Source organism: Brunnivagina elsteri CCALA 953, from assembly GCF_002289455.1.
Classification (GTDB): Bacteria; Cyanobacteriota; Cyanobacteriia; order Cyanobacteriales; family Nostocaceae; genus Brunnivagina; species Brunnivagina elsteri.
In genome coordinates this window covers 1-1,197 of sequence record NZ_NTFS01000777.1, presented here as the reverse complement: position 1 = coordinate 1,197, position 1,197 = coordinate 1, and the positions used below count along the sequence as shown (strand labels likewise).

Annotated in this window: 1 protein-coding gene; it reads right to left on the bottom strand. The window is 38.5% G+C overall.

The window, feature by feature from the left end; all coding sequences use genetic code 11:
- Positions 1-1,086: IS4 family transposase (locus tag CK510_RS30620; protein ID WP_095725154.1), on the bottom strand; the 1,086-nt coding region annotated here is incomplete at its 3' end.
- Positions 1,087-1,197 lie beyond the last annotated feature (111 nt).

Sequence of the window (1,197 nt, the reverse complement as noted above, 5' to 3'; positions counted from 1 at the left end):
CAATAAACGCCATGCCACAATCGAATAGGTTGCTAATGCCATATCGATTCGTTTTGCGGTTTCAAGTTGCAATTCTTCAATTTTACAACCACTTTTTAAAGTATAGTGATAGCGCTCTATTAACCAACGATAAGTATACCATTCTACACAGCGTGTTGCTCCTTCAAAGCTATTAACTTCCAAGGTTGTTAACAATAGCCAACTAATAGGACTAGACCCTTCAGGTGGGTTTTCTTCCTCTGCCAAAACAACCTGCAATTTGACTGGTTTAATTTGTGAACGTCCAATGTGATGCCTTGGAACTTCGACTTCAAGCGTTGCATATCTAATTGTCAGTTCTGCTGTTCTGGCTTGTCTTTCCGGATTTCGTTTGATTGATACAACTAATTTTCCACATGAAGAAGTTGCACGAATTGCTTGATGTAAATAATTGGCTGTATGGTTTACTTTTCTGTTGTGGGTTCCCCGTATTAGTAAATGTGAATTTTCTGGTCTCTCTTGCCTGAATAAATCAAATATATCAGCTTCTGAGTCTGCCACTGTTACAACTATTTTTTCTTCTGGTATTAGTTTTTGTGTTTGATTTAATCCATCTAACCATCGCTGGCTTTCTTTTTCTTCTGTTTGACGTTGACGGCGTTTTTTTGCTATTCCTAAGTCTTTTATATCTCGTGCCCAAACTTGTTGATTGATAATTCCTAGAGGCACTCCCTTTGCGCTTGCTGCAAATGTTGAATGTACTTTTAATCCGAAGCATTTTGTATTGTCTAGATAACCAATTCCACTTGTACCGGGATGACTGGTCAAATCTATACTTGTTGTGTCCTGAATCATCAACACAATATCGTGTTCTTTAATTCTTTCAACTGTACTTTTGATATGGGCATTGCGTATATCATCTGCTTTGAAGTACGGCGAACTCCAAAAATCATAGGTTGCTGATGTTGCTGCTAAACTTCCACAGGCTTGAGGTACGCTACTTGTGGGTTGCGCTGCTAAATCTTCTACTATGCGTACCAGACGTTTGTTTCGTCTTGCATCTCCCAAGTCCGCTTGTTTCAGTTCCAACGCTGCCCATTTTTCCATTATCCACCACCTATGATTACTATCCCATTCCAAAACTATACCTATCAATCCTTTTGGCTATTTTTAAGTATGTTTTAGTTTTATTAAGAAAGATGTGACTAATGGATAGCC